The sequence below is a fragment of the Christiangramia sabulilitoris genome (assembly GCF_007050985.1).
Taxonomy (GTDB): Bacteria; Bacteroidota; Bacteroidia; order Flavobacteriales; family Flavobacteriaceae; genus Christiangramia; species Christiangramia sabulilitoris.
This window is the reverse complement of sequence record NZ_VHSF01000008.1, coordinates 1-6,071: the sequence shown is the minus strand read 5'-3', so window position 1 is coordinate 6,071 and position 6,071 is coordinate 1. Positions and strand designations below refer to the sequence as shown.

Annotated in this window: 2 protein-coding genes; both read right to left on the bottom strand. The window is 44.8% G+C overall.

The window, feature by feature from the left end:
• On the bottom strand, positions 1-540 hold a 540-nt coding region (locus tag FGM01_RS14395), incomplete at its 3' end, for a PorP/SprF family type IX secretion system membrane protein (protein WP_143409071.1).
• A 12-nt stretch (positions 541-552) separates the two neighbouring features.
• Positions 553-6,071: Ig-like domain-containing protein (locus FGM01_RS14390; protein WP_143411889.1), on the bottom strand; the 5,519-nt coding region annotated here is incomplete at its 5' end.

The window sequence follows — 6,071 nt, the reverse complement described above, 5'->3', positions numbered from 1 at the left end:
ATTATTGTCATTATTGATCAGTTTAGGAGCCGATCCCCCGATGTACCAGTTCTGGGAGGAGAGATAGAATCCAAGCCCGAAGTTAGGAGTCCAGCGGTTGATCTGATCCTGAAAGAAAGGATCGCTTAATACCTGGGGATCTGTAAAGAGTTCATCCTCGAGGTTGTAATAACTCATCCCGGCCTTTAATCCCAGGCGAAGGGTGACATCATCACTCAAATCCAGACGGTAGGAGAAATCCCCATAGGCATAGGTGTAATTCTCATACCCGGCGTTATCGTTGATGATAGACAATCCCAATCCCACCTTATCATTGGTAAGGGGAGAGTGGAGGGATAGGGTCTGGGTGGTGGGAGCCCCTTCCAGGTCAGCCCACTGGCTACGGTGCAGTCCCACCGTGGTAAAGCCGTCTCTACTCCCGGCATAGGCCGGATTGATCGAGATCGTATTATACATATACTGCGTAAACTGCGGGAGCTGTTGTGAAAAGCCATCAGTTGCAATAAATAAGATCAATATGATTAGATATACTTTTTTCATGATGTCTCTTTTTTATTTTGTTCCTAAGTAGATATAACCTTGTATTGGCTGCATATCACTACCTCTCATTTTAACAAAGTAGTAGTAAGTACCCGATGGTAACTGGTTAGAGCTGGTGAAAGATTTTTGAGACTGTCCATCCCAGTTGTTCTGGTAATTTTTAGCTTCAAAAACCTTTGCACCCCAACGGTTAAAGATCATAACATCATATATAAAGTCACACTCCACATCCTGGTCTATTGTAAAGAAATCATTTTGATTATCTCCATTAGGTGTAACTACTTTAGAGATGCTTTTCTTGATGTCAGATATTGTACATGGCAACACCACACAATCGTCATTAATATTAACGATTACTTCAGTTATAGATGGACAAGGACCTTCTATAGTATAAGTGAATTTGAAGGTTCCAGTCCCAAGGATGGTAGGATCAACTATGCTACCGTCTAAGGACTCTGCATAATCATCAGCTTGCCAGGTTCCGGTACTATCATATTCTCCGGAGAAAGCATCAAAAAGATCGAATGTTAAATCCCCAATACACCAGTTAATATCTGAAACAGCAATATCATTAGCTGTCGGGTTTTCAATTACCAGGTTCGTAGGTTGAGATACACAACCTGATTCTGATCTTGTGAATACATTATAATCACCAGGAGCAAGACCTTCAAAGATCGCATCATCGTCTTCATCGAAAATTGTTTCACCCTCTTCGTTTTCAATGAAATATTCTAGTCCGGCATTGTAAATCAAGATCAGGGTACCCGTTGGTTCGATACAGTCGGCCTGAAGTATTTCTTCAACCTGAGGAGCCTCTGGAGTTACTGGCTGATCGAAGATCTCGATTGTGGTTGCAGGGGAAATATATCCTTTAGAATCTTTTGCCGTGATCACATAGACACCGCTTTCAAGATTCTCGAATAAGCCTACTTCACTGAATTCTCCACCATTAAGACTATAAGCATAACCTTCAATAGTTTCGATCTCTATCGTTCCAAAGGCATTTTCACAGTCTGGCTGTTCCACTAAAACTGTTGGGGCATCAGGCTGCTTATCCACGGTAATGGTTACGGTGGTTGTTTCTGAAGTAGTGCTGCCGTCAGCATTGGTTACAGTGGATGTATATTCAAAAATATCAGTTCCAAAGAATTCCGTATTTGGAATATAGGTTACCGTATCATCATCATTTAATATTGCTGCACCATTTTCAGGCTGTGTTACTGAGCTGACTACCACATTGGTAGTTTCAGCATAGGTATCATTTTCCAGAACATCTACCGTTACCGGATTATTTTCCAGAGTTGTAGCCGTATCCGCAACGGCATCAGCAACCGGTTCTACGGTTACAGTCACCGTGGTGTTTTCTGAAGTCATGGTTCCATCGGCATTGGTTACGGTAGCAGTATACTCGAATGTGTCAGTTCCGTTGAAATCGGCATTCGGAGTATAGGTTACGGTATTATCTGCATTGATTACCACACTTCCGTTAGCCGGAGCAGAGGCAGCAGTTACTTCTACATCTGTTGCAGCATCATAAGTATCGTTATCCAGGACATCGATGGTTACCGCTTCATCTTCTGAAGTTGTAGCCGTATCAGCTACAGCATCAGCAACCGGTTCTACAGTAATAGTCACCGTGGTAGTTTCTGAAGTGGTGGTTCCATCGGCATTGGTCACGGTCGCGGTATACTCGAAAGTATCGGTTCCGTTGAAATCAGGATTCGGAGTATAGGTTACGGTATTATCTGCATTGATCACCACACTTCCGTTAGCCGGAGCAGAGGCAGCAGTTACTTCTACATCTGTTGCAGCATCATAAGTATCGTTATCCAGGACATCGATGGTTACCGCTTCATCTTCTGAAGTTGTAGCCGTATCAGCTACAGCATCAGCAACTGGTTCTACAGTTACAGTCACCATGGTGGTTTCTGAAGTCGTGCTTCCATCGGCATTAGTAACGGTCGCGGTATACTCGAATGTGTCAGTTCCGTTAAAATCAGGATTCGGAGTATAGGTTACCGTATTATCCGCATTGATCACCACACTTCCGTTAGCCGGAGCAGAGGCAGCAGTTACTGCTACATCGGTTCCAGCAGCATAAGTATCATTATCCAGGACATCGATGGTTACCGCTACATCTTCTGATGTTGTAGCCGTATCGGCCACAGCATCAGCAACCGGTTCTACAGTAATAGTCACCGTGGTAGTTTCTGAAGTGGTGGTTCCATCGGCATTGGTCACGGTCGCGGTATACTCGAAAGTATCGGTTCCGTTGAAATCAGCATTCGGAGTATAGGTTACTGTGTTATCCGCATTGATCACCACACTTCCGTTAGCCGGCGTAGTGGTAGATGTTACTTCCACATCGGTTCCAGCAGCATAGGTGTCATTATCAAGAACATCGATCACTACAGTTTCGTCTTCCTGAGTGGTAGCCATATCAGCTACAGCATCAGCAACTGGTTCTACAGTTACAGTCACCGTGGTGGTTTCTGAAGTCGTGCTTCCATCAGCATTGGTCACGGTTGCGGTATACTCGAAAGTATCGGTTCCGTTGAAATCAGCATTCGGAGTATAGGTTACTGTGTTATCCGCATTGATCACCACACTTCCGTTAGCCGGCGTAGTGGTAGATGTTACTTCCACATCGGTTCCAGCAGCATAGGTGTCATTATCAAGAACATCGATCACTACAGCTTCGTCTTCCTGAGTGGTAGCCGTATCAGCAACAGCATCAGCAACTGGTTCTACTTTTACAGTCACCGTTGTAGTTTCTGAAGTCGTACTTCCATCAGCATTGGTCACGGTTGCGGTATACTCGAAAGTATCGGTTCCGTTAAAATCAGGATTCGGAGTATAGGTTACCGTATTGTCTGAATTGATCACCACATTTCCATTAGCAGGAGCAGAGGCAGCAGTTACTTCCACATCTGTTGCAGCATTATAAGTATCGTTATCTAGGACGTCGATGGTTACCGCTTCATCTTCTGAAGTTGTTGCTGTATCAGCTACAGCATCAGCAACCGGAGTCACCGTTACAGCCACTGTTGTAGTTTCTGAAGTCATGCTTCCGTCAGCATTGGTCAAGGTTGCGGTATACTCGAAAGTATCGGTTCCGTTGAAATCAGCATTCGGAGTATAGGTTACCGTATTGTCTGAATTGATCACTACGCTTCCATTAACAGGAGCAGAGGCAGCAGTTACTGCCACATCGGTTCCAGCAGCATAGGTGTCATTATCAAGAACATCGATCACTACAGTTTCGTCTTCCTGAGTGGTAGCCATATCAGCTACAGCATCAGCAACTGGTTCTACAGTTACAGTCACCGTGGTAGTTTCTGAAGTCGTGCTTCCATCAGCATTGGTCACGGTTGCGGTATACTCGAAAGTATCGGTTCCGTTGAAATCAGCATTCGGAGTATAGGTTACTGTGTTATCCGCATTGATCACCACACTTCCGTTAGCCGGCGTAGTGGTAGATGTTACTTCCACATCGGTTCCAGCAGCATAGGTGTCATTATCAAGAACATCGATCACTACAGCTTCGTCTTCCTGAGTGGTAGCCATATCAGCTACAGCATCAGCAACTGGTTCTACAGTTACAGTCACCGTGGTAGTTTCTGAAGTCGTGCTTCCATCAGCATTGGTCACGGTTGCGGTATACTCGAAAGTATCGGTTCCGTTGAAATCAGCATTCGGAGTATAGGTTACGGTATTATCCGCATTGATCACCACACTTCCGTTAGCCGGAGTAGTGGTAGCAGTTACTGCCACATCGGTTCCAGCAGCATAGGTGTCATTATCAAGAACATCGATCACTACAGTTTCGTCTTCCTGAGTGGTAGCCATATCAGCTACAGCATCAGCAACTGGTTCTACAGTTACAGTCACCGTGGTAGTTTCTGAAGTCGTGCTTCCATCAGCATTGGTCACGGTTGCGGTATACTCGAAAGTATCGGTTCCGTTGAAATCAGGATTTGGAGTATAGGTTACCGTATTGTCTGCATTGATCACTACGCTTCCGTTAGCCGGTTGAGTGGTATTGGTAATGATAACATCTGCGGCAGGATCATATTTATCATTGTCAAGAACATTAATAATAACATTAGTATCCTCATCTGTAGAAACATTGTCATCTTCTAATCTGAAAGCTCCTGTTCTAACAGTATTACTTACTTCCTGAAGATCTGATCCAAGTGGACCTTTAGCATCTACCTGTGCTATATTCTCCACAAAACCATTATTAAAGTCTGTGCTTGTAACAGTATGCGAAGCAGTATATATCCACTCTTCTCCAACATCAAGCAAATTATCAGAATTTAGGTCACCGGATTGTAGTGTCAGATTTTCAGCGTTATCATCGGTAATTGTAATACTATTTATAGTAGTATTTCCGGTATTGGTAAGAGTAATAGTATATTCTATTACATCTCCAACATTTGCAAAATTCGAAACAGAAGCTGCTTTGGATATTTCCATTGCAGTATTTTGATCTAATGGAGTTTCCGTTGAATCATCGGTGGTATTTCCATCGGTATCATCTCCATTATCAGAAACATCGGTCACATCATCGGTACCACTCGGGCTATCGCCGGTAGCGGTGGCAGAGTTGGATACAAAACCTGCATCCATATGCGCCTGAGTAATGGTTTGATTAGCCGTTACGGTAGCCGCTTCGCCCGGAGCCAGAGTTAATATCGGACTACCTGAGATACTTCCTACATCTGCATCGGCATCGGTGATTTCGATATTATTCACGGTAACGTTTCCGGTGTTGGTTACTACGATGTCGTATTCAATGACATCTCCAACCTTACTTCCAGTTACTCGTACGGTTTTCACCGCTTCGATAGCCGGTTGCGGAGTAAAGTTCACCACGGTCGCATCATCGGTTGTATTTCCATCGGTATCATCACCATTATCAGACACATCGCTTACATCAGCGGTATTACCTGGGCTGTCACCTGTAGCAGTCGCAGAGTTGGATACGAATCCAGCATCCATGTCTGCCTGAGTAATGGTATAGTTGGCCGAAGCAGTTCCTATAGCTCCCGGAGCCAGATTGGCTGGGGTGATGGCCAGGTCGTTGCTTCCAGTCAGGGCATCATCAATACTGATGCTGCTTACCGTTACATTCCCGGTATTGGTTACGGTGAAGGTATAGGTGATCTGATCACCTGCATCCTGCACRGAGTTGGTGTTAGTATCAGAGTACACCGCTGTTTTMACCAATTCGATAGCCGGTTGCGGAGTAAAGTTCACCACGGTCGCATCATCGGTTGTATTTCCATCGGTATCATCACCATTATCAGACACATCGCTTACATCATCAGTGTTACCTGGACTGTCACCTGTAGCAGTCGCAGAGTTGGATACGAATCCAGCATCCATGTCAGCCTGGGTAATGGTATAGGTCGCTGAAGCAGTACCAGTTTCTCCCGGAGCCAGATCGGCGGGGGAGATGGCCAGGTCGTTGCTTCCAGTCAGGGCATCATCAATGCTGATGCTGCTTACGGTTACATTCCCGGTAT